The 22803-nt window shown below is 69.7% G+C and carries 16 protein-coding genes and 1 pseudogene; 8 read left to right on the plus strand and 9 right to left on the minus strand.

Features of this window, described 5'->3' with window-relative positions; genetic code table 11:
- Positions 1–184 precede the first annotated feature (184 nt).
- From OG309_RS34520 to OG309_RS34530, 3 genes are all read right to left on the minus strand, one after another.
- Positions 185–1303 carry an HTTM domain-containing protein gene (locus tag OG309_RS34520; protein ID WP_329427034.1) on the minus strand — a complete coding sequence of 373 codons (1119 nt, stop codon included), beginning with the start codon at positions 1301–1303 and terminating at the stop codon, positions 185–187.
- A 46-nt stretch (positions 1304–1349) separates the two neighbouring features.
- A complete protein-coding gene (locus OG309_RS34525; RefSeq protein WP_329427037.1) occupies positions 1350–2066 on the minus strand; it encodes a DUF5819 family protein in 717 nt (238 codons plus the stop codon).
- A 141-nt stretch (positions 2067–2207) separates the two neighbouring features.
- A complete protein-coding gene (locus tag OG309_RS34530; RefSeq protein WP_329427038.1) occupies positions 2208–3488 on the minus strand; it encodes an ice-binding family protein in 1281 nt (426 codons plus the stop codon).
- A gap of 420 nt (positions 3489–3908) precedes the next feature.
- Here OG309_RS34530 and OG309_RS38185 point away from each other — a divergent pair.
- A pseudogene (locus OG309_RS38185) lies at positions 3909–3992 on the plus strand (hypothetical protein); the annotation flags it as partial.
- 89 nt (positions 3993–4081) lie between these two features.
- Here the strand turns inward: OG309_RS38185 and OG309_RS34535 are convergent.
- On the minus strand, positions 4082–4939 hold the full coding sequence (locus OG309_RS34535) for a helix-turn-helix domain-containing protein (RefSeq protein WP_329427041.1): 858 nt from the start codon (positions 4937–4939) through the stop codon (positions 4082–4084).
- 329 nt (positions 4940–5268) lie between these two features.
- Positions 5269–6237, minus strand: a complete 969-nt coding sequence (locus OG309_RS34540; protein WP_329427043.1) for a LuxR C-terminal-related transcriptional regulator — start codon at positions 6235–6237, stop codon at positions 5269–5271.
- A gap of 530 nt (positions 6238–6767) precedes the next feature.
- Between OG309_RS34540 and OG309_RS34545 the strand changes: the two genes are divergently transcribed.
- The 6 genes from OG309_RS34545 to OG309_RS34570 all read left to right on the plus strand — a co-directional run bounded on the left by OG309_RS34545 (position 6768) and on the right by OG309_RS34570 (position 16863).
- The gene (locus OG309_RS34545) at positions 6768–7820 is read left to right on the plus strand and encodes a substrate-binding domain-containing protein (RefSeq protein WP_329427045.1); all 1053 of its coding nucleotides are present in this window, start codon (positions 6768–6770) and stop codon (positions 7818–7820) included.
- A gap of 235 nt (positions 7821–8055) precedes the next feature.
- A complete protein-coding gene (locus tag OG309_RS34550; protein ID WP_329427047.1) occupies positions 8056–9600 on the plus strand; it encodes a sugar ABC transporter ATP-binding protein in 1545 nt (514 codons plus the stop codon).
- Positions 9597–10637: an ABC transporter permease gene (locus tag OG309_RS34555; RefSeq protein ID WP_329427049.1), complete on the plus strand. Its 1041-nt coding sequence runs from the start codon at positions 9597–9599 to the stop codon at positions 10635–10637. The genes OG309_RS34550 and OG309_RS34555 overlap by 4 nt, the downstream gene beginning before the upstream one ends.
- A 48-nt stretch (positions 10638–10685) precedes the next feature.
- Positions 10686–11051, plus strand: coding sequence for a hypothetical protein (locus OG309_RS34560; protein WP_329427051.1), 366 nt, complete (start codon positions 10686–10688; stop codon positions 11049–11051).
- A gap of 175 nt (positions 11052–11226) precedes the next feature.
- Positions 11227–13626, plus strand: a complete 2400-nt coding sequence (locus OG309_RS34565) for a ricin-type beta-trefoil lectin domain protein (RefSeq protein WP_329427053.1) — start codon at positions 11227–11229, stop codon at positions 13624–13626.
- Positions 13627–14013: 387 nt separating this feature from the next.
- A complete protein-coding gene (locus OG309_RS34570) occupies positions 14014–16863 on the plus strand; it encodes a glycosyl hydrolase family 95 catalytic domain-containing protein (RefSeq protein ID WP_443067610.1) in 2850 nt (949 codons plus the stop codon).
- 70 nt (positions 16864–16933) lie between these two features.
- On the opposite strand, the gene OG309_RS34580 is transcribed toward OG309_RS34570, so the two are convergent.
- From OG309_RS34580 to OG309_RS34595, 4 genes are all read right to left on the minus strand, one after another.
- Entirely contained in the window at positions 16934–17641 is a 708-nt protein-coding gene (locus OG309_RS34580; protein WP_329427054.1) for a FadR/GntR family transcriptional regulator, read from the minus strand.
- Positions 17642–17759: 118 nt separating this feature from the next.
- Positions 17760–18791 carry an ABC transporter permease gene (locus tag OG309_RS34585; RefSeq protein WP_329427056.1) on the minus strand — a complete coding sequence of 344 codons (1032 nt, stop codon included), beginning with the start codon at positions 18789–18791 and terminating at the stop codon, positions 17760–17762.
- A complete protein-coding gene (locus OG309_RS34590; protein WP_329427058.1) occupies positions 18775–20340 on the minus strand; it encodes a sugar ABC transporter ATP-binding protein in 1566 nt (521 codons plus the stop codon). Before OG309_RS34590 ends, OG309_RS34585 begins: the two co-directional genes overlap by 17 nt.
- Positions 20341–20472: 132 nt before the next feature.
- Positions 20473–21513, minus strand: coding sequence for a sugar ABC transporter substrate-binding protein (locus tag OG309_RS34595; protein ID WP_329427060.1), 1041 nt, complete (start codon positions 21511–21513; stop codon positions 20473–20475).
- Between the two features lie 434 nt (positions 21514–21947).
- Here OG309_RS34595 and OG309_RS34600 point away from each other — a divergent pair, with 434 nt between their 5' ends.
- Positions 21948–22799, plus strand: coding sequence for a fumarylacetoacetate hydrolase family protein (locus OG309_RS34600; RefSeq protein ID WP_329427062.1), 852 nt, complete (start codon positions 21948–21950; stop codon positions 22797–22799).
- Positions 22800–22803 lie beyond the last annotated feature (4 nt).

Genomic DNA, 22803 nt, shown 5'->3' on the forward strand with positions numbered 1-22803 from the left:
GCTGACCAGCAGATTCCTCGTCTGCTGGGTGTACGGCAGATGCACCCAGGCTGACCGGGGGAAAGGCAGTTCATGCGGCTCCCTGCCGGGGGCTGGTCCGGACCTGGTCCGGGAGGCCCTCGGGCGGAGAGGCCGGGGTGGGTTGCCGCCCACCCACTCGCGGCTTGACGCACGACATGAGGGTCTACCCGCCACGAACGGCCCGGTACTCCGAGGCGGGTGCCTCTGGTCCCACCTGTGCGGGTACGGATCCCGATCCTGACGCTTGGCGGGTTTCCGGCCGCACCCCGAGGTGCCGTGCCGCACGTCGGCACAGGAGAGGCAGGAAGGTGTAGAAGCGGTCGGGGAGGAACACGGCGTCCGCGACGATCATCGCGCCGGAGAACAGGGGGAGCCCCATGAGTACGGCGATACCGATGTGCATGCCGAGCAGTACGGTCAGAACGGGATACTTGAGCCTGCCGAAGAGCACGAACGGGAAGGCGACCTGCACGAGGACCGTCACGTAGCTGGCGATCGCGATCACCATCGGGAACTCGTCCACGAGGTGGGAGAGCGCGGGCCAGGGCTGGAACAGTTCGAGGTTCAGCGCGTAGTGCAGAGCGGTGCCGCCGCCCCAGGTCGAACCCTGGACCTTGTACAGGCCGGCCGATCCGTAGAGGAAGCAGACCTGTGCGGCGATGATGAGCATGCCGCAGTTGTGCACCACCGTGGTGAGGGTGACGCGGGCCTCTGTGACGTGCTGGGCGTGGAAACCCCTCACCGGTTGCGGTGCGTCGGCCGCGCGAGCCGTCCTGAGCCGGTGTCGGCGTGCGTCCAGGGACCAGCGCCGACCGCATGCGGTGAGAACGAGGTACAGCACCATCAGCAGGACCAGGTTGTCGCCCCCGTCCGTCATGAAGATCGCTCTTGCGTGGAACGAGATCACCACGACGGCGAAGAGGACGGACATGAGGCGGGTCCGCCAGCCCAGCGTGAACAGCGCCGACGTGACGAGGGCCATCACGTAGCAGAGTTCGAAGTACACGCGGCTCTCGGAGAGGGTCAGGATGCTGTTCCAGCCCGTCTGATCGAAGAGCTGCTCTGCCAGTGCGGGTGTCCAGGGGGAGTCGGGGCCCCAGATCTCGTCACGGTGCGGGAACTCGCGGAGCAGAAAGGTCAGGTAGAGCAGCCCGTAGCCGATGCGCAGGACCGAGGCGGCGTACAGCGACAGCGGCTGGGTGGTGAGAAGCACCCACAGGGCGCCGACCCGGTCGAGGAGCCCTCCGTGGACGGTGGGGACGAGCGGTGTCTCCCGGTCCACGGGGCGATGCGGTGCGGGGGCTGTCGGGGGGAGTCGCGGTGTCTGCTCAGTTCCCACGGGGGACCACCTTCCACCAGGGCAGGAGCCGGTTCTCGGTGGGCACCGGCGGGCGGTTCCCGGCCGTGCCGGGCGCAGCGACGGGCAGCGTGATGACCCGGAGCTGAATGAACTCGAACGTGCCGCTGTCGTCACGGGCGGCGACGCGGTCCGCGGCGATGTTGCTCAGATACTTCTGCAGCATCACAGCCCTTTCCGAGCGTGCCGTGTCGCTGCCTCCGTGTGTATCGACGTAGGAACTCCAGGCGCGGCGCAAGAGGTTCTGAGCCGTATGGCTCGGGAATGCACTGTGATCGACTGCGGAATTGTCCACGGCGGTGAGGTCGAACCAGCGGCTCACCCGTACCGATCCGTCGGAATCCGTGTGCGCGGTTCTCGCCAGAACCTGCCGGTTGAAGGAGTCGGGGTCCGGGGCGAAGAGCCGCCAGTTCTGTTCGAAGAAGGGGTACACCCATCCGTTGACCTGTGAGCTGTAGCGTTTCGACACCGGGTTGGGCGGGGCCACATGAAGGAACACCATGACGACATGGGCCAGCGTCGTCATCAGGCACAGGACGACGGCGGTGTACAGCCCTGCCTTCAGCGCCCGGGCGCCCGGGGGCCGGATGCCCGGCACGACCGTTCCGTCATGAGGTGGCCGGGAGGCCGTATCGGAATCGGACTGCTGAAGTTCCTTCACGGCCGCTGACTCGGTTGCGCTCGACACCGCCCACCCTCTCCTTCTCGTATGAGCTGCTCATGCCTGAGGTCTCCGCGATTCTCGGAAACTGCGCGCGGTGCGCGGCGGATTCGGTGAGGATTCCGCCGCGCACCGGCATCCGGTGATTCGCTCCGTGAAGCCTGCTGCCTAGCCCTCGTGGCCTTCGTATCCCTCATGGCCCGCCGGCTGGTCGGCGTATCCGTAGTTCCCTTCAGGGTGCTCACCGTGGTCCGGCTTGCCGGGGCCTTCGTCATGCCCGTGGTCCGGCCCGCCGTGGTCCGGCCCGCCGTGGTCCGGCCCGCCGTGGTCCGGGCCGCCGTGGTCCGGGCCGCCGTGGTCCGGCCCGCCGGGCTTGCCGCCGTTCGCGCCGGCGACGTTCCCCCCGGTGATGGACCCGCCGGTCGTGTTTCCGGCGGTGTTGCCCGTCGTGGCCCCGCCCGTGGTGTTCCCCGCGGTGTTGCCCGCGGTGTTCCCGGAGGTGTTGCCGGCGACGTTCCCCGAGGTGCCGCCGCCCACCAGGTTGACGCTCGGCCCGCCGATGAGGCTGCCGCCGATCAGACCCAGAGTCGTACCGGTCGTGGTTCCGGTCGTCGTTCCCGTGGTTGCTCCGGTGGTCGTGCCGGTCGTCGTTCCCGTGGTTGCTCCGGTGGTCGTGCCGGTCGTTGTCGCACCCGTGGCGCACCCGCCGAGGAAGATCCTGTTGTTGTTGAGCGTCACCTCGCCGTTACGGGCCAGCGCCCGGCCCTCGACGCTCGCCCCCTGGTTCACGAAGATCGAGGTCAGAGCCATGATGGTGCCCACGAAGGTGGAGGTGGTGCCGAGGGTCGCCGAACTCCCGATCTGCCAGTAGACGTTGCACGGCGAAGCGCCGTTCGTGAGCAGGATCCGGCTGTTGGAGGCCGTCGTGAGGGCTTCGGGGATCTGGAAGACCCAGACCGCGTTGGGGTTTCCTCCGGCGTTCAGGATCAGGTCACCGGTGAGGCCGACACCGGAGGTGGCCCGGTGGACGCCGGGAAGCAGCTCCTGGCCCCCGCCGATGCCTGCGGCGAGCGGGAAGTCCGGTGCCTGGCCCGTCAATTGGCCGGCCGCGTTGTTGTACGCCACGATCAGATCGCTCTTGGCCTGGGCGGCTGCGGCGTCCGCGGGGTGCACCGCGCCGAGCACGAGGCCGGGAGGGAATCCGGTGATGGCGGGGTTCGGGTGCGTCCCGAGGTCGTGGTCAAGCACCGAGTTGCCGGTGTTGGTGACTCCCTGACCCGCCAGAACGGAGTAGCTGGCTGTCGTGCCCAGAGGCACGGGCGTTGCGATGGCCAGTGCCTGTGTCGACGTCACGGCGACCATGACGCCGGCAACCGTTGCGGCGAGGGCCGAGGCCAAGCCGCCGGACAGGAGGCGGCGCCGAGTCCTTCTAGGGATGTGCAGCTTCATCAAGAGGCCAATTTCTGTGCGGGGCCGTGGCATACCGGGCCCTACCGAGTTCCCGGCATGCCTTCTAGCTGTCGCCGCATATTACGCAGGAAAATCCACGCGCCAATGCCGAGTGAGAGCGGGGAGGGGGGGATTGATATAAGCACATTCAACTTCGCGGGGCGTGATGAAAATATGCAGCCTTTTACCTTCGATTGACCCGAACATCACTGGATGAGTGGGGCTCGGTCGGCTCGCGCGAACTGGCTCCGTACACCTGTCCATAAAGCCGGCCTCGATGTGAACACGGATGTACGGCCGGCCGGGTTAAATCCGAAATCCCGCGGAGTGGGCGTGGCGCACCGCTTCCGGCGCACGCGGGCCGAAGCGCGGCGGACGGGACAAGAGGCGGACAAGGCCGCAGATCCGTAGGAGCGGCAGCGGCTGAGGGGCAGGGCCCGCCGGATCAGGCAGCAGAGCGACCGGGAGAGCGGTGAGGGTGTCGATCCGATGCGGGTCTGCTGACCGTGTCAGCGTGCTGTGCGGCTGCCTCTGGTTCCGCCTGGTGGCGTGGTCGTCGTCGTCACGGACTCGGGGAGTCGGCCCTCAGGTGTTCATGACGCGGAGACCTTGATGGCGTCGGCGATGAGATGCCTGCTGTGCTCCGGGGTGAGGGCCCGGGCGCGCAGGTGGGCGTGCGTCACGCTGTACTGCTGCACGTCGGACGGCTTGTCCAGGCGGAGGCCGCTGCAGAACCTCTTCAGGTACACCACTGCCTCGCGGCTGTCGGGGAACTCCAGGACGGAGAATTGTCCCGACACGCCTGGGTGAGCGCCCGCGCTGTGAGGAAGGACTTGCACGGTGATGTGTGGCTCGGTACTGAGCGCGTGCAGGTGATCCAGTTGCTCGCGCATGATCTCCCGGCTGCCGACGACGCGCCGCAGGGCTGATTCGTCCAGGACGACCCGCAGGTGCAACCGGTGGGCAGGATCGTAGATCCGGTACTGACGGCGAAGCCGCACCCTCAACTGCGCGGTGGCCTGGTCGACCGTAGGGAGAGGGATCGATTCCTCGATGACCGAGGCAGCGTAGGCGGGTGTCTGCAGCAGTCCGGGGATCACCATGGGCCCGTACGCGCGAATGGACGCGGCGGCTGCCTCCAGGTCCAGGTAGACGCTGTGGGGGATGTCGCCGTAAGCCTGCCACCAGCCCTGCCGGCTCGACTCCCTGGCCAGCGCTGTCAGCTTGTCGACGACATGCCGGTCGGCGACGCCGTAGAGCCTGCAGAGGTCGCGCACGTCGCGGGGGCTGACCGCACGACGGCCGGTCTCCATGTGGCTGACCTTGGCTTGGGAGATCAGCAGTCGCGCCGCCACCTGTGTGCCGGTCAGACCGCTGTCCTTGCGGAGCCGACGCAGCTCCGTTCCCAGTCGTCGTCCTGTGACGGTGGGGTTGTTGTTGTTCGCCGCCATGGGCGGTGTACCTCCGGCTCCAAGCCACTTCGTGCCCGAGCAGGGTGGCATGTTCCAGCGGCTGCTGATCACGCGACGTGCCGCCTGTGCCGGGCGACGGGAAAAAGGATTGTGACGGTGTAATTTGCCGTGCGGCGCGCTGGGCCGTGAGGCGGCGGACCCGGTTCGCTCCGGGCTTGATCGGCGGGGTCGAGACCGCCGAGGAGCACTACGTCATGGCGCTGGGGCTGCTGGAGCGCACCGGCGCGAGCGGCGATCTCGCCGATCTGTGCCGTCTGCTGGCCTGCGTCCGCCAGTCGGCGGCGACGGCCGGGAGGGGGACCTGGGCCTCAGAGCCAGCCGTGACGACTCGCCTGGACGCCGAGCTGGAAGCGGGTCCGTGCGCCGAGGAGTTCCTGGAGACGGGTGATGCGGCGGCCCACGGTCCTTTCGCTGACTCCGAGTTCGCGGGCGATCGACTCGTCGGTGAGACCACCGCTGAGACAGGTGAGGAGCTGTCGGGTCTCGGCGGTGGGAGTCGCACCGGTGTCGTCCACCGTGTCGACGGCGTTGGGCAGCGGGACGGCGATCTGCCAGTACGACTCGAAGACGCCGATCAACGCCTCCAGGAGGTCCGATCGCCGCACGACGATGTGGTGACGGCGATCCCAGTCGCTCGCCGGGGGACACACGAGGGCGAAGCGGTCGTCGCAGATGCCCATGTTCAGGGGGACGCCGGTGAAGACACGCGCCTGCTCGCCGAGGTCGATGGAGTTCTGGACGGCCTCCAGGGCGGGCCTGTCGTGCAGGACCTGGGACCCGTAGACGACCGAGGTCCTGACACCGCGTGACAGTGCCTCCCTACAGCCCGGGGCCATCATGTTGGGGCGTGCCGACCGGCCGCTGTAGCCGATGGTCAGGGCGCGGATCTGGTCTGTGGCCTCGTCGTACAACCGTCGGCCGATCGCGGTGCGGCCCGCCTCCGTGCGGACGATCTCGAGGTAGCCGGCGCTCTCCGCGTGGTGGTCGTGCCAGAACCGGGTCAGCTCCTCGACACCGTCGCGCAGCGTGGCGAGTTCCCTGCTCCGGCTCTCCACCAGGGCGTCGAGCGCGGCGCGTGGCGGGTGGGCCACGAGCCCCGCGCCGTCCGGGGCCACCAGGCCGAGGGCGGTGAGTTCACCGACCGCCGCGGTCATGGCGTGCGGGGTCACGTGCAGGACGTCCGCCAGTTCGGCCGCCGTCGTCGGGCCACGCTCGACGAGGGAGAGGTAGACGTCCTCGGCGGTCGCGCTGATGCCAATTCCTTGAAGTGAATACACGTTCAGACTATTACATGACCGGCCACGAGGGTCGTCGCGGTCTTCGCGGGCGGGGCCTGTCCTCTTTCCGCCATGCCGGTATCCGACACCGTGATCCCTTCACTCCCGCACAGGTTCCTCGCACACTCTGCGTACGGCATGACCGGCCGACCGCGCCTTATCCCATAGGAATATTCCGGGACTCGAGGATTCCGCGAGTGCGGTGTCGTGCGCATTCGGGCGCCCGCGTCCCCGCGTGGGTTCCTTCGTGCTGCCCTGCGCCCGCTATCAGCTGTGCCACCGATCATGAACTCCCGCTGAGATTGAGTCTGTTGGGTGCACGCATGTTGACTCTTGAGTTGTTGTGTTCAAGTATGTGCGAAGTTGATTCGTCGGCGGGAAGGGTGCCGTCGGCGAGGTGGGCGTCGCCTCCCGGACTCGGAAAGCGCGTGCAGGGATACGCGGGCCTTTTGAATTCGCGTGAGTTCGGCGATGCGTTGCCGTTCGCGTGACGCCGGTGCTTTTCGAGCCGTCTCTCAAGGAGTAATTCCATGTCCCCTCATCGCAGCCGCCGACGTGTCGCCGCCGTCGCCCTGGGAACGGTCGTCACCCTGGCGCTCGGCGCGTGTTCCAGTGGCCAGGACACCGTGACGCCGGGTGGCGACGACGCGGCGAAGGTCGAGGGGAGGATCTCGCTGACGTATCTGCAGAAGCAGGGAGACCAGGAGTACTTCATCGGTGAAGCCGCGGGGGCCAAGGCGAAGGCCCAGGAGCTCGGCATCGACCTGAGCGTGGTCAACCTGGGCAACGACGCCAACAAGGCGATCAGCGAGGTGCAGTCCGCCATCGCGCAGAAGGCGAACGGCCTCATCGTCGTCGTACCGGACCCCGCCGTCGGCCCCCAGCTCGTCCAGACCGCCAAGGACGGCAAGGTCGCGCTGCTCACCTCCGACGACCAGATCTGCACCACCGGCCCGGATCCGGCTGCCTGCGCTTCCGACGCCCTGGTGCCGCGCATCGGGTTCAGTGGCGCCCAGATGGGTGGTGAGGTCGGCAAGCGTGCCGCCGAGGAGTTCAGGAAGGCCGGCTGGAACGCCGCCGACACCCGGACCGTGTCCGCCTGGAAGCAGGACGTCACGGTCTGCACCGACCGGGTGAAGGCGGCGGAGAAGGCCTTCCAGGACGGCGCGGGCGCGGACGTGAAGAACATCGCGGTCCCGACCGACAACACGCCGACCGGCGCTCAGGACAAGATCGCGGCGACCGTCACCGCCAACCCCGGCGTCAAGCACTGGATCGTCTGGGGCTGCAACGACGAGAACGTCCAGGGCGGTGTCACCGCACTGGAGAACGCCGGTTTCAAGGCCTCCGACGTCGTCGGCGTCGGCCTCGGCGCCTACCTGGCCTGCAAGAACTGGAGCTCGGACAAGCCATCCGGGATGAAGGCCGCTCTCTTCATCGACGGGGCCGACGTCGGTGCCCTGGCCGTCCAGACCATGTACGACAGGCTCAAGAACGGCAAGGCGTTCCCGAAGGAGGCCTTCGCGCCGACCAAGATGGTCGACGCCGCCAACTGGAAGGCCTCCGGGGTCACGTGCAGCTGACCGGGCGCCTCACGCCGGCCGGCTGATCCGACGCTCCTCGCCGGCCCGGCGTGGCGCCCCTCCGCGACCGCCACGCCGGCCTGCCACCACCACTGCCGTCGCTGCCCGGGGCCCCGCCACCGCGGCGTGCCCCGAGCGGCGCGGCCCCCCTCACCCCCGTGCCACCGCCGAGCCCGACCCGCTTCCAGCCTGCGAGGCCCCCATGAGCAAACCCGGCGCCGAACCACCGGAGCCCATGCCCCCCACCGACCGCCCCGGCCCGGTGATCACCGTCGAGAACGTCGTCAAGCGGTTCGGGGCCGTCCAAGCGCTCGGCGGTGTCACGCTCGACTTCCGCGCGGGGCAGGTCACCGCGCTGATGGGGGAGAACGGCGCGGGGAAGTCGACCCTGCTGAAGATCCTCACCGGCGACCACCAGCCCACCGAGGGCCGTGTCCTGCTCGACGGCGAACCGGTCGCGTTCGCCGCCCCTCAGGACGCCCTCAGGGCCGGCATCCGGATCATTCCGCAGGAACCGGAGATCATCCCGCACGTCTCGGTGGCGGAGAACGTGTACGCGGGCTCCCTGCCCCGCAAGCGCGGACGCGTCCTCGACCGTGCGGAACTCCGTCGCCGGGTCTCGGCCGACCTCACCCGCCTGGGCTTCGACAAGGTCATCGACCCCGACGCCATCGGCTCCGAACTCACCGCTGCCCAGCGTCAGTTGGTCGAGATCCTGCGGGCGCTGACCGGCGAGGCCAAAGTCATCGCCTTCGACGAGCCCACCTCCTCGCTGTCCGAGCACGAGGTGGAGGCGCTGTTCGGGCTCATCGGCCGCCTCCGCGCCCGAGGCATCGCCGTCATCTACGTCTCGCACCGCATGAAGGAGATATTCCGGCTCGCCGACCGGATCGCCGTCCTGCGCGACGGCACGGTGGCCGGAGTGCTGGACGCCACGGCGACAAGCGAGGAGGAGGTCGTCCGGCTCATGGTGGGCCGCGACCTCTCCTCGCTCTTCGTCCGCCAGGACGTCGCACGGGACGAGGTCGTCCTCGAACTCCACGACGTCACCACCGACGACGTGACCGGCGTCAATCTTCGGATCCGGGCCGGTGAGGTCGTCGCCCTCGCCGGACTCATCGGCGCCGGACGCTCGGAACTGGCCGGCGCGATCGCCGGAGACCTCCCGATCCGCTCCGGCAGCATCGGCATGAACGGCCGCCGCCTCTCCCTGCGCGGCCCGAAGGACGCCATCGAGGCCGGTATCGGGCTCGCCCCCGAGGAACGCAAGGCGCAGGCGCTGTTCCTCCAGCGCTCCATCCGGGACAACACCTCACTCGTCAGCCTCGCGAGGCTGCGCCGCCTCCGATTCGTGAGAAGGCGTCAGGAGCGTGCCGTCGCCCAGGAGTACACCGACCGGCTCCGGGTCCGCACGCCCTCCATCGAGCACGAGACCGGCAGACTCTCCGGTGGCAACCAGCAGAAGGTGGTCCTCGCCCGCTGGCTGGCCGGCGCGCCCCGGCTGCTGATCCTCGACGAGCCCACCCGCGGCATCGACATCGGAGCCAAGGCCGAGATCTACCAGATCATCGCGGACCTCGCCCGCAGCGGCGTCGCCCTGCTGGTGATCTCCTCCGAACTCCCCGAGGTGCTCGGACTCGCGGACCGTATCGCCGTCATGCAGAACGGCCGGATCACCGGGGAACTCAGCCGGGCCGAAGCCACCGAGGAGGCCATCCTCGGCCTCGCCATGGCCGACGACCTCACCACCCCCGCCATCCCCCTTGGAGCACTCCGATGACCGACACCACCGTCTCCCGTACCCCGGACCGGACGGAGGACGCTCCGGCGCCCGCCGTGTCCGGCCGCCGGTTCCGGATCGCCGCGGTCGGCGGGCAGAACCTCAGCCTGATCGGTGCCCTCGTCGTGGTGCTCGCGCTGTTCGGGTCGCTCAACGACAACTACCTCAGCTGGTCGAACATGCAGGTCATCGGCGAGGCCGCGACCCTCGTCGGGCTCCTCGCCGTCGTCCAGACCGTCGTCATCATCTGCGGCGCGCTGGACATCTCCGTCGGCTCCCAGGCCGGACTCGCCTCCGTCGTCAGCGCCATGGCGTTCACCTCCACGGGCTCCAGCGCCGTCGTCGGCATCGCCGCGGCCCTCGGCACCGGAGCCCTCGCCGGCGTGTTGAACGGCGTGATCATCGTCTACGGGCGGGTCAACCCGACCATCGCGACGCTCGCCGGACTCGCCGCGTACAAGGGCATCGCCCAGCTCGTCTCGGACGGCCGGGCGCAGGGCTACGTCCTCAACGACAGCTTCTTCGTCTTCCTCGGCCGAGGGAAGATCGCCGGACTGCCGGTGATGATCTGGATCCTGGCCGTCGTCGCGCTCTCGGTGCACGTCCTCCTCACGTACACGGACATCGGCCGCAACCTCTACGCCATCGGCGGCAACGACACCGCGGCCCGTCTCGCCGGCATCTCCATCAACAAGTACCTCATCGCCGCCTACGCCCTCTGCGGCGTGGTAGCGGCCGTCGCCGGCGTCCTGCTCACCGCACGCACCGGCTCGGGACAGCCCGTGTCCGGCAGCGAGGGCCTGGAGCTCAAGGCCATCACCGCCGCCGCACTGGGCGGTTGCGCCCTCAAGGGCGGCAAGGGCGGCATCGGCGGCACTCTCCTCGCGGTCGCCCTGCTCGGCGCCCTCGAGAACGGGCTCACCGTCCAGGGCATCAACACCTTCTGGCAGAACGTCGCCCAGGGCGCGCTGCTCGTCGTCGCCGTCGCCATCCAGCAGCGCCGCAACAAGGAACGCCGCATCGGCCTCCCCACCTGAGGAGACCACGAACGGACAGCAACACCCCGTCTCACAAGGAGTGGAGATTTGACGCGCAGACCTACCTTCCTCAGGGCCGGAACCGCCGTGGTGTCGGGAGTCGTGGCCGGCTCGCTGCGCTCAGGGACCGCGACGGCCGCCCCCGGGACCGTCGACGGAGCGGGAGCGGGGGCCCCGGCCGGCGCCCTGCCGCAGCCCACGGTCACCCTGACGCCCGTGCCCGACACCGTCGCCGGGGTGCGCGAGCCGGTGCTGAGCCTCAACGGCAGCTGGTCGATCGCCACCGAACCGCCCGCGGAGTTCTGGCGCGACGACGTCGACACCTCGGGCTGGCCGCGGATCGAGGTGCCCGCAGAGCCCGCCATGCAGGGCGTGGACGTGGAACCACCCGGACTTCGGTTACGGCGGCGGTGACTACTACCGGCCGGCGGTGCGGGTCACCGACGGTAGGACGGGCACGGTGTCGCTGCGGCTGGGCACGTTCGCGACGACCACCTGACGTGTGGGGCCGAAGGGCCCCTTCCTCTTCCCCGCAGGCATTCCGGCGCCAGGAGTCCACTCCGGGCGCCGCCACCCAGAAGGAGTCCACATGACCCGGGCACCCGTGCGCGTCCGCCGCACGCTCGCCGCGTTGCTGGGCCTGTCGTTGAGCGTGCTCAGCGGCCTGGTCGCTCCCACCGTCGCACAGGCCGCACCCCCGCCGCCGCCCGCGTCCACGACGTCGATCACGGTCAACGGGACCAAGCCGGGCCTGACCTTCGACGGCGTCGGCGCGATCTCCGGCGGCGGCGGCAACTCCCGTCTCCTGGCCGACTATCCGGAACCGCAGCGAAGCGAGCTGCTCGACTACCTCTACAAGCCCGGCTACGGTGCCTCCCTCCAGCTGCTCAAGCTGGAGATCGGCGGCGACACCAACTCGACCGACGGCGCCGAACCCAGTCACATGCACACGGCCGGCACCGTCGACTGCGACCAGGGCTACGAGTGGTGGATGGCCGAGCAGGCCAAGGCCCGTAACCCGCGCGTCAAACTCGCCGCGCTGTCCTGGGGCGCCCCCGGCTGGATCGGCGGCGGCGACTTCTGGTCCCAGGACACCATCGACTACCTGATGTCCTGGATGGACTGCGCCGATCAGCACGGACTGACGATCGACTACCTCGGCGGCTGGAACGAACGCGGCTACGACAAGACCTGGTACCGGAACCTCAAGGCCGCGCTGGTCTCGCACGGCTACGCGACCAAGGTCGTCGCCGCGGACAGCGACTGGGGCGTGGCCGACGCCATGGCCCAGGACCAGGCATTCAAGGACGTCGTCGACGTCGTCGGCGTGCACTACCCGTGCGGCTACCTCGGCGCCTACACCGACTGCCCCAGCACCACGACCGCCCAGCGTCTGGGCAAGCCGCTGTGGGCCAGCGAGAACGGTTCCCAGGACGCCCACACCGGCGCGGCCGCAGTGGCGCGGTCGATCAACCGCGGTTACCTCGACGGAAAGATGACCGCCTACTTCAACTGGCCGGTGATCGCGGCCCTCTACCCGAACCTCTTCTTCTCCACCGACGGCATGTCCGTCGCCAACCAGCCCTGGTCCGGGAACTACAGCATCGGCAAGACCACATGGGTGACCGCGCACACCACGCAGTTCACCCGGCCGGGCTGGCACTACATCGACTCGGCGGGCGGCTACCTGGGCGGCAAGCGCCCCAACGGCAGTTACGTGACGCTGAAGTCGACGAACAACACCGACTACAGCACGGTCATCGAGACGATGGACGCCACCGCCGTCCAGACCGCCTCCTTCTCGGTCACCGGAGGTCTGTCCACCGGCCAGGTCCACGTCTGGGACACCGACGTCAGGTCGGACGACTCCTCGCGCTGGTTCGTCCGGCAGCAGGACGTCGTCCCGAGCGGCGGAACGTACACACTCACCCTTCAGCCCGGCCACGTCTACACCGTGACCACCACGACCGGCCAGGGCAAGGGCACCGCGACGGCGCCGGCCCGCCAGGCGCTCGGTCTGCCGTACGCCGACAGCTTCGAGACCCCCGCCGCCACCACCTCGCCGAAGTACTTCACCGACATGAACGGCGCCTTCCAGACCGTCTCCTGCGGCGGTGGACGAGCGGGCACCTGCCTGCGTCAGATGGCCCCCATGTCGCCGATCCGGTGGACCGACGAGCCGTACAACGCCCCGTACACGATCATGGGCGACGGCACCTGGAGCAACTACACCGTCAAGGTCGACACACTCTTCGAGCAGTCGGGAAGCGTCGAACTCCTCGGTCGCGTCAACCAGCAGGGCAGGAACAACAACGGCCTGAACGCCTATCACCTGCGGGTGAGCGACACCGGCGCCTGGTCCATCGACAAGAGCGACATCAAGTGGAACTTCACCACCCTGGCGAGCGGTACCACCAGCGCACTCGGCACCGGCAGCTGGCACACCGTCGCGTTCACCCTTGAGGGGGCGACCCTCACCGCGGCGGTGGACGGCGTGACCCTCGGCAGCGCCACCGACTTCGGCTACAGCAACGGCCAGGCCGGTCTCGGCGTCACCGGCTACCGCACCGACCAGTTCGACGACTTCGCCCTGACCCCGGGCACGGTCACGACCCACCAGGGCCCGGTCACCTCCGGTCTGACCGGCAAGTGCGCCGAGGGTTCGGGCGATGTCGGCGGCACTCCGGTACGGCTCTGGGACTGCGACGGGGGCACCACCCAGGAGTGGACCTGGTCCAACGGAACCCTCACCCACCACGGACGGTGCATGGACGTCACGGGGCAGGGCACCACCAGTGGCACGGCGGTGATCCTGTGGGACTGTTCGGGCGGGGCGAACCAGCAATGGGAGCCGCAGCCCGACGGCAGCCTGAAGGGTGTCCAGTCGGGACGCTGCCTCGACGTCCCCGGAGGCTCGACCGCCAACGGCACCGAGCTGGTGATCTGGGACTGCAACGGCGGAGCCAACCAGCGGTGGACGCTCCCCTAGTCTGTCGGCCCGGCTGACGAAGCACCACAGGCCGAGGGGCTGTCCGGGTGACCCCGGACAGCCCCTCGGTGTCCTTTCCCGCTCCCCCCCGCCCGGACAGGTCGAGGACTCCGTGGGGACGGCCCACTCGTTCACCGTCGCCACCGTCGGGTCAGGTCGGGTCCGAGGCGGGCCGCCTCTTCGACGGCATCGGTTCTGCCCCTGTCGCGCTGCGGCAAAGAGATCCGATGATTCATTTGATGTCGGAAACGTGAGCGGCGTAAGGGCGGCGTCTCGTGAAGGCCGCTGCACGGGTATTGCCCCATAGATCGGATGTATTGGAGACTCCGGTGCTGCAACCAAGCCCTTCGGACAGCCGCGCTCGGTTCGCTACAGGAGGCCTGAGAGATGAGACGACGATGGTGGAGGCCGGCCTGGGCCGGTGTTCTGACGACGGCGCTGGTGGCGGCGGTGCTCGCCACCGGCGAGACGCCCGCCCTGTCGGCTGCCGCCGCACCCGACCCGTACACCCTCTGGTACGCACAGCCGGCGGCGGACTGGGAGAAGGAAGCGCTGCCCATCGGCAACGGGGCCATGGGTGCCATGGTGTTCGGGGGCGTGAGCTCGGAGCAGCTGCAGTTCAACGAGAAGACCCTGTGGACCGGCGGCCCCGGTTCCCCCGGCTACGACTTCGGCAACTGGACCTCGCCCAGACCGACCGCGCTTCAGGAGGTCGTCGACGAGATCGACGCCAAGGGCAAGGCGGACCCGGGCTGGGTGGCGGGCAGGCTCGGGCAGCCCAAGACCGGTTTCGGCTCCCACCAGACCTTCGGCGACCTGCGCCTTGACATGGCGGGTGGCGCCGCGTCCGGCACCGGGTACCGGCGGTCCCTCGACATCGAGGACGCCCTCGCCAAGGTCACGTACACCAGCTCCGGCGTGGCCTACACCCGTGAGTACTTCGCCAGCCACCCCGACAACGTGATCGCCGGACGGCTGAGCGCGAACCGTCCCGGGAAGATGTCCTTCACCCTGCGCTACACCTCACCCCGCAGCGACTTCGCCGCCACCGCGAACGGCGGGCGGCTGACCATCCGGGGCAGGCTCGCCGACAACGGCATGACCTTCGAGTCCCAGGTCCGGGTCATGGCCGACGGCGGGACGGTCACCGCCGGCAACGGACAGATCAAGGTGTCCGGGGCGAACAGCGCAACCTTCGTGATGAGCGCCGGCACCGACTACGCCCAGTCCTACCCGACCTACCGCGGAGCGGACCCGCACGCGAAGGTGACGGCCGCCGTCGACGCGGCAGCGGCCCGCTCGTACGACAGCCTGAAAAGCACCCACACAGCCGACCACCGGGCGCTGTTCGACCGGGTACGACTCGACGTCGGCGGGGTCATGCCCGACAAGCCCACCAGCCAGCTCCTGGCCGCCTACACGGGTGGCGGTTCCTCCGACGACCGCGCGCTGGAGTCGCTGTTCTACCAGTACGGCCGCTACCTGCTCATCGCCTCCTCGCGGCCCGGGTCCCTGCCGGCGAACCTGCAGGGCGTGTGGAACAACTCCACCTCACCGCCGTGGAGCGCCGACTACCACACCAACATCAACGTCCAGATGAACTACTGGCAGGCAGCCCAGGCCAATCTCGCCGAGACCGCCGAGCCGTTCACCGCGTTCGTCGAGAACCTGAGGCAGGCGGGCACGGTCAGCGCCACGGAGATGTTCGGCTCTCCCGGCTGGGTCGTACAGAACGAGACCAATCCCTTCGGGTTCACCGGCGTGCACGACTGGTCCACCGCCTTCTGGTTCCCCGAGGCCAACGGCTGGCTCGCCTCCCAGGTCTACGACCTGTACCAGTTCGACAGGGACCAGGCGTACCTGCGCGACCGGGCCTACCCGCTGCTCAAGGGCGCGGCCGCATACTGGCTGGCGAACCTGCGCACCGACCCCCGCGACGGCAAGCTCGTCGTGACCCCCAGCTACTCGCCCGAGCACGGCGACTTCACGGCCGGTGCCTCCATGGCCCAGCAGATCGTCCACGGCCTGTTCACCGACACCCTCGCTGCCGCGAAGCAGCTCGACACGGACACGGAGCTGCAGGGCCGACTCACCACCGCGCTCGGAAAGCTCGACCCGGGCCTGCGGGTCGGCTCCTGGGGGCAGCTCCAGGAGTGGAAGGCCGATCTGGACGACCCGAGCGACACCCACCGGCACGTCTCCCACCTCTACGCGCTCCACCCGGGCCACCAGATCTCGCCCGACACGGCCCCCCAGCTCGCGGCCGCCGCCAAGGTCTCCCTGAAGGCCCGGGGCGACGGCGGCACCGGCTGGTCCAAGGCCTGGAAGATCAACTTCTGGGCGCGGCTCCTCGACGGCGACCACGCGCACAAGCTGCTCGTCGAGCAGTTGCGGGGCAGCACCCTGACCAACCTGTTCGACACCCATCCGCCGTTCCAGATCGACGGCAACTTCGGTGCCACCGCCGGCATGACGGAGATGCTGGTGCAGAGCCAGAACGGCGAGATCCGGATGCTGCCTGCCCTGCCCGCCGCCTGGTCGGCAGGCTCGGTCAGCGGCCTCAAGGCGCGGGGTGACGTGACGGTCGGCGCCACCTGGCAGGCCGACGGAAGCACGGAGTTCACCCTCGCACCACGCGACAGCGGGCAACTCGCCGTTCGCGACGCCCTGTTCACCCATCCGTACAGCTTGGTGGACACCACGACCGGCCGGACGCAGACGGTCTCCGCCTCCGGTGACCGGATCACCTTCGCCGCGGTCGCGGGCCACACCTACCGCGTCAGCGGGACACGCGCGGTGAGGCCGGAGAACGGCCGCACGTACACCATGACCAGCATGTCCAGTGGCAAGGCGGCCGACGTCCGGGACGCCTCCACCGCCGACGGCGCCGCGGTCATCCAGTACACGCCGGGCGACGCCGCCAACCAGAAGTGGCGGCTCACCGACACCGGGAGCGGGACCTTCACCCTGACCGCCGCACACAGCGGCAAGTGCCTGGAGGTGCCGGCCGGATCGACCGGTACCGAAGGCGCCGGCATCCGGCAGTGGGGCTGCTCGACCGGCACCCACCAGCAATGGCGCTTCGAGCCGGCCGGGCCCGACGTCTACCGGCTGGTGTCCGCCGGCGGCACATGCCTGGACGTGCCGGGGTCCTCGAACGCCGACGGCGTCCAGCTGATCCAGTGGACGTGCGGCACGGCCGCCAACCAGAAGTGGAGACTCGCCCTGGCCGAGTGAGCCACCCATGGCGAACGGCGCCCGCCTTCCGGCGGGCGCCGTTCCTGTGTGTCGGGGCGCCGTCTCCGTGTCAGGGGGTGCACACGGCGAGGCCGGGGGAGCCGACGGCCGTGCCGTCCGCCAGCCAGTGCTCGACGGCGGCGACATGCACGGCGCTGGCACTCGCGGCGAGCGACGCGTCACCCGCGGCGAGCGCGCGCCAGATGGCCTCGTGCTCGCGGTGGGCCTGCTGCCGGGCGGGTGCGTAGCGCGTCCCCCGGACGATGCGCAGCCGCTGGGTGTGGGTGGAGAGGATGCCGAGCAGGGTGGAGAGGACCGGGTTGCCGACGGCGTCGGCGATGATCCGGTGGAACTCCATGTCCAGCTCGACGAACTCCTCGATGCCGATGTCCGCGGCGCACTGGTCGAGGACGGTACGCAGCGTCCCCAGCTGTTCCGCGGAGAGCCGGCCGGCCGCCAGCGCGGTCACCTGGGGTTCCAGCAGGCGCCGGACCTCCAGGAGCTGACGGGCCGTGTGGCCCTCGGAGACGTCGGCGGCGAAGGACAGCGATTCGAGGAGAAGGTGCGGTTCGAGCCCGGAGACGTACGTCCCGTCGCCCTGCCGGGGGACCAGGATGCGCATCGCGGTGAGCGCCCGGACGGCCTCGCGCAGCGAGCTGCGGGACAGACCGAGCTGGTCGGCGAGATCGGCTTCGTTCGGCAGCCTGGCACCGGGCCGGAGAGCACCGCGGACGATCATCTCCTTGATCTTCTCGATCGCCTGGTCGGTCACGGCCATCGTGGGGACTCCCTCGTGGGTGGGGTGAGGAGGACGGCAGGGGGTGACGGCGGAGCGGCGCGCCCCTGGTGGGACACGCCGCTCCGACGGCTCGCCGACCGCCCCGGGGGGCGTGATGTCACTCCTGCTTCTCGCCGGAGGCGAAGCGGGAGATGATCAGCGCGACGATGATGATCGCGCCGTTGAGGAACTGGTTCCACAGCGGTGGTACGCCGGCCAGCGTCATGACGTTGACCACGAGCTGGAGCGTCAGCACACCGGTGAGGGCGCCGAAGAGCGTGCCACGGCCGCCGTTCAGGCTGACACCGCCGATGACGGTGGCCGCGAAGACCTGGAAGATCCAGCCGCTGCCCTGGTCGGCGGAGATGGAGCCGTAGTGGCCGGTGTAGAGGATGCCGGCGAAGGCGGCGAGCAGACTGCCCAGGATGAGCACCGTCCAGACGATCCGGTCCACGCGGATGCCCGCGGCGCGCGCCGCCTCCGCGTTGCCGCCGATCGCGTAGAGCGCGCGTCCGTGCCGCAGCCAGGCGAGGGCCGAGCCGCCGAGCAGGAACAGCACCGCGCAGATCCACACCGCCGCGGGGACGCCGAACCAGCTCGCGCGCCCGAGGTAGCTGAAGGAGGCGGGCACGTTGACGATCGACTGGCCCTCGGAGATGGCGATCTGCAGGCCCCGGAGCAGGGTGAGCCCGCCCAGCGTGACGATGAAGCCGTTGAGCCGCAGCTTGAGGATGAGGAACCCGTTGATCGCCCCGATGATCGCGCCCACCAGCAGACAGAGGGGGACGGACATCCACTCCGGGAACAGCCCGAGGCCGGTGAACCTCGCCCCGTGGTCGGGCAGCACCAGCCACACGGCGACGACCGGCGCGAGGCCGATGGTGGACTCCAGGGAGAGGTCCATCCGGCCGATGATCAGGATCAACGCCTGAGCCAGGACCAGCAGGCTCAGCTCGGTGGCCTGCTGGCCCACGCCGAGCAGGTTGTCCGACGTGAGGAAGGCGGGCGAGACGATGAAACCGATGACGCCCAGGACGAGGAGGACGGGTACCAGCGAGAGATCGCGGAACCGCGCCAGCGCGAAGCGTCGGCCGGAGGGCTCGGGGACGGTGGCCGTCGGCGGCTCGCGCAGCTCAAGGGTGGGGGACATGCTGTTCCTTCTCGGTCGGCTTCTCGGTCGGGACGGCCATGCCTTCCATGGCCGCGACCAGGTCTTCGTCGCTCCATCCGTGCGCGAACTCCGCGACCACCCGGCCGTGGAACATGGCCACGACCCGGTCGCAGACGCGCAGGTCGTCGAGTTCGTCGGAGACGATCACGGCGGTCCGGCCTTCGTCGGCGACCCGGCGGACGGCGCCGAGCAGGGACTCCTTGGACTTGACGTCCACGCCGTTGGTCGGACGGATCGCGACCAGGACGTGCGGGGCGGTGGCCAGCGCGCGGGCGATGACGACCTTCTGCTGATTGCCGCCCGACAGGGCGGTGACGGGGACGGCGGGGCCGGGAGTCTTGATGTCGAGGTCGTCGATCATGCGCTGCGCGAAGGCCCGTGTCCTCGACGGCAGTACCAGGCCGTACGGACCCAGTTGGCCGGTCACGGTCAGGGTGGCGTTCTCGGCCACGCTCCGCTGCGGGACGAGGCCCTGGATGTGCCGGTCCTCCGGTACGAAGCCGATGCCGGCCGCCAGCGCGGCGGGGACCTGCCCGGTGCGGACCGCGCGGCCCGCCACGGTGATCGTGCCGTAGTCGGGCCGGCGCAGACCGGCGAGGGTCTCGCCGAGCCGGACGTTGCCGCTGGCGGCGGCCCCGGCCAGCCCCACCACCTCACCCGCGTGCGCGGTGAGGGAGACGTCCTGGTAGCTGCCGGACAGTCCGAGGCCTGCCACGTCGAGCAGCGCGGGCCCGTCCGGCCGACTGGTGCCGCTCACCGGCCGGCCGGGCTCCGCCCTCCCGGAACCCTCACCGGTCATCGCCTCCACCAGGGCCCGCTGGTCGAGCTCCGCGACGGGCGCGGTGACGATGTGGCGGGCGTCCCGGTAGACGGTCACCGTGCCGCACAGCTCGTACACCTCCTGGAGGTGGTGGGAGATGAACAGGAAGGCGACACCCTGCTCCTGGAGCGCGCGCAGCTTGCCGAAGAGCCGGTCGATCCCGCGCGCGTCGAGCTTCGCGGTGGGTTCGTCGAGGATGATGAAGCGGGCGCCGAAGGACAGTGCCCGGGCGATCTCGACGAACTGGCGCTGCTCCACCGTCAGGTCCTCGGCGCGCGCGTCGGGGTCGACGTCCACTCCGTACTCGGCCAGCAGCTCCGTGGCGCGGTGTCGCAGCCGCTTCCAGCTGATGGGGCGGAGCGCCCCGTCGCTCTGCCGGTCCAGGAAGAGGTTCTCGGCGACGGTGAGGGCGGGGATGATCGTGGAGCGCTGGTAGACGCAGGCGACCCGGGAGCGCCAGGCACGGGTGTCGCCGAGGGCGGGGGCGGGCTCCCCGCCGAACCGCAGGGTGCCGGTGTCCGGACTCCGCAGGCCGGTGAGGAGGGAGACGAGCGTGGACTTGCCGGCGCCGTTGCGGCCCACCAGGGCGTGTGACTCGCCGGGTGCGACGCTGATGCGGGCGTCCTTGAGCGCGACCGTGGCGCCGAAGCGCTTGCTGATGCCGTCGGCTTCGACGACGGGAGCCCGGACGGGGCTGGAGTCCGCCATGGCGGGAGGTTTCCTTTCCGCGGTGGCCGTGAACGGCGTGCGCGCGGGCGGGGCGTTGGATGACAGCCCGCCGCTCACGGGGCCTGTGGACGGGGCTTGACCGGCGAGCTCCGGAAGACCGGAAGAGACGGCCTAGCCGATGGTGTTGCCCCAGAGCGCCTTGTCGTCCACGTTGTCCTTGGTGACGAGCGGAGCGGGGAGCTGGTCCTCCAGACCGTTGGGCAGCTCGACGATGGTGGAGTCGTGGTCGGTGGGGCCCGGCTTGAAGGTCTTGCCCTCGGTGGCCGCCTTGGCGTAGTACAGGGCGTACTTGGCGTACAGGTCGGCGGGCTGGGAGACGGTCGCGTCGATCTGGCCCTTGCGGATCGCGTCGAACTCGGCCGGGATGCCGTCGTTGGAGACGATGGCGATGTGCCCGGGCGTTCCGGCCGGCTTGAGCAGGCCCTTCTGCTGGAGCAGGGTGAGGGTCGGCTGCAGGAAGACGCCGCCGGCCTGCATGTAGACGCCCTTGAGGTCCGGGTGCGCGGTGAGGGTCGACTGGAGCTTCGCCGAGGCGACGTCGCCCTTCCAGTCGGTGGCCAGCTCGATGACCTGGATGCCGGGGAACTCCTCCTTCATGCAGGCGGCGAAGGCCTCGGAACGGTCGCGGCCGTTGACGGAGTCGAGAGCCCCCTGGAGCTCGGCGACCTTGCCCTTGCCGCCGAGCTGCTTGCCGAGGAACTCGCAGGCCTGGGTGCCGTACGCCTTGTTGTCGGCCCGCACCACCATGTAGACGTTCCCCTTGTCGGGGCGGGTGTCGACGCTGACCACCGGGATCCTCGCGGCTTCGAGCCGGTCGAGGGTGGAGGCGATCGCGCCGGTGTCCTGCGGGGCCATGACGACGGCCTTTGCGCCGGTGTTCTGGAGGACCTGGACGTTGGCGACCAGCTTGGTCACGTCGTTCTGGGAGTTGCTCACCGGCAGCGCGTCGAGGCCGAGGGCCTTGGTCTCGCTGTCGATGTACTGGGCGTAGGAGTTCCAGAAGTCGGAGTCCGCCCGCGGGAGATCGATGCCGATGGCGGCCTTGCCTGCGGAGCCGGAGTCGGCGCCCTCCCGGTTGCAGGCGGTACCGAGACCGGCCACGGCGACCACGGTGGCGGCCATGGCCACGATTCTGGCGGAGCGAGGCTTCATGCTGGGGATCTCCTTGGCTGGGATGCCGGCGTACCCGTGCGGGGCGTGAGCCGGGGTGTCCGGCCCGGCGGGGAGGGCCCGCGGAAGAGGCGGGTGACCTGGTGGATCTGGGGGCCGACGACATGGATCGCGCCTCTGAAGTCATCCGATGACTTCCGGGTCACGAGGACCATACGAGTCGGAAACCCGGCTGACAAGAGGGGGGAGCGGATCTCTCGCGACCACTTCTCACGTGCCCGGATGGGGTGGTGGGGCCCTGTCGTCTGCTGGTGAGTCGCACCGGTGGGAGGTGGTGGGCGGATTCGATCCGCAGACATCGGATGTCTTCTTGCGGCCGCGCGGCTCGGACTCGTATGGTCCTGGGCAAGCAGATTCATCCGATGTGTTGGTGAGGCGACGACTCGCCCTCCCGGCACCAGGACAGGAGACGGATCATGAGGCTATTGCGCGTCGGTGCCCCGGGGGCGGAGATCCCGGCGGTCCTCGGCGGCGACGGCACCGCCCACGCGCTCACCGGACTCACCGCCGACATCGACGGGGCGTTCCTCGCCTCCGACGGCGTCGAGCGCGTCCGGCGGGCGCTCGCCGAAGGCACGCTGCCGCCCCTCGACACGGAGGGACAGCGGATCGCCGCCCCCGTCGCCCGCCCCGGCAAGATCGTCTGCATCGGCCTCAACTACCGTGACCACGCGGCGGAGACCGGCGCCCCCGTGCCGGAGCGGCCGGTGGTGTTCATGAAGGATCCGGCCACCGTCGTGGGGCCGTACGACGAGGTGCTGATCCCGCGCGGTTCGGTGAAGACCGACTGGGAGGTGGAGCTCGCCGTCGTGATCGGCCGCCGCGCCCGGTACCTCGACTCGCCCGAGCAGGCACTCGGCCATGTCGCGGGGTACGCGATCAGCAACGACGTGTCCGAGCGGGAGTACCAGCTGGAGTACTCGGGGCAGTGGGACCTCGGCAAGTCCTGCGAGACGTTCAACCCGCTGGGGCCCTGGCTGGTGACCCCCGACGAGGCCGGTGACCCGCAGGCGCTGGGTCTCCGGCTCGCCGTCAACGGCGACACGCGCCAGGACGGCGACACCCAGAACATGATCTTCGGCGTCGCCCACGTCGTCTGGTACCTGAGCCGGTACATGGTGCTCAACCCCGGCGACATCATCAACACCGGTACCCCGGCGGGCGTGGCCCTCGGTCTGCCCGGCACCCCCTACCTGCGCGCGGGCGATGTGGTCGAGCTGTCCATCGACGGCCTCGGCACCCAGCGCCAGACCTTCGCACACGCCTGAAAGG

It is taken from the genome of Streptomyces sp. NBC_01268 (assembly GCF_036240795.1).
Lineage (GTDB): Bacteria > Actinomycetota > Actinomycetes > Streptomycetales > Streptomycetaceae > Streptomyces.

Bases quoted from the DNA above. Each gene is read 5' to 3' on its own strand.
- OG309_RS34570 (WP_443067610.1), top strand. From the start codon at position 14,014: ATGAGACGACGATGGTGGAGGCCGGCCTGGGCCGGTGTTCTGACGACG.
- OG309_RS34585 (WP_329427056.1), bottom strand. From the start codon at position 18,791: ATGTCCCCCACCCTTGAGCTGCGCGAGCCGCCGACGGCCACCGTCCCC.
- OG309_RS34530 (WP_329427038.1), bottom strand. From the start codon at position 3,488: ATGAAGCTGCACATCCCTAGAAGGACTCGGCGCCGCCTCCTGTCCGGC.
- OG309_RS34545 (WP_329427045.1), top strand. From the start codon at position 6,768: ATGTCCCCTCATCGCAGCCGCCGACGTGTCGCCGCCGTCGCCCTGGGA.
- OG309_RS34565 (WP_329427053.1), top strand. From the start codon at position 11,227: ATGACCCGGGCACCCGTGCGCGTCCGCCGCACGCTCGCCGCGTTGCTG.
- OG309_RS34600 (WP_329427062.1), top strand. From the start codon at position 21,948: ATGAGGCTATTGCGCGTCGGTGCCCCGGGGGCGGAGATCCCGGCGGTC.
- OG309_RS34555 (WP_329427049.1), top strand. From the start codon at position 9,597: ATGACCGACACCACCGTCTCCCGTACCCCGGACCGGACGGAGGACGCT.
- OG309_RS34550 (WP_329427047.1), top strand. From the start codon at position 8,056: ATGCCCCCCACCGACCGCCCCGGCCCGGTGATCACCGTCGAGAACGTC.
- OG309_RS34590 (WP_329427058.1), bottom strand. From the start codon at position 20,340: ATGGCGGACTCCAGCCCCGTCCGGGCTCCCGTCGTCGAAGCCGACGGC.
- OG309_RS34535 (WP_329427041.1), bottom strand. From the start codon at position 4,939: ATGGCGGCGAACAACAACAACCCCACCGTCACAGGACGACGACTGGGA.
- OG309_RS34580 (WP_329427054.1), bottom strand. From the start codon at position 17,641: ATGGCCGTGACCGACCAGGCGATCGAGAAGATCAAGGAGATGATCGTC.
- OG309_RS34595 (WP_329427060.1), bottom strand. From the start codon at position 21,513: ATGAAGCCTCGCTCCGCCAGAATCGTGGCCATGGCCGCCACCGTGGTC.